This window comes from Haemophilus sp. UMB1048 (assembly GCF_030218125.1).
Taxonomy (GTDB): domain Bacteria; phylum Pseudomonadota; class Gammaproteobacteria; order Enterobacterales; family Pasteurellaceae; genus Haemophilus_D.
Genome location: NZ_JASOPB010000112.1, coordinates 1 through 267, shown reverse-complemented (window position 1 = coordinate 267; position 267 = coordinate 1). Strand labels below are relative to the sequence as shown.

General features: G+C 47.9%; 1 protein-coding gene. It reads left to right on the top strand.

Translation table 11 applies throughout. The features are described from left to right. Nucleotides 1–29: 29 nt before the first annotated feature. Nucleotides 30–267 (top strand): hypothetical protein (locus QP437_RS10105; protein WP_369279326.1); only part of this gene is annotated, 238 nt, incomplete at its 3' end.

Here is a 267-nt window from a genome sequence, read left to right as displayed (position 1 = left end):
CCTTTACTCTACATTCGCTACCGACTTTTATGGTGTGTCTGGTACTGGCCGGCGGCGAACAGTGGATGCGGATGTTTTACTGCTTTGTCCTGCCAGTTGCTGGAATTACGTTGCAAAACATTATGCAAAAGCGCAGCGATAATTTTACCCAAGGGCTAATGGATAAACTGTTGCAAGAGCGTAACACCCTGAACGATCTCAGTATGCTTGATCCATTAACCGGCCTGTATAACCGCCGTGGCCTGCAAAACCGGATGGATAACATCC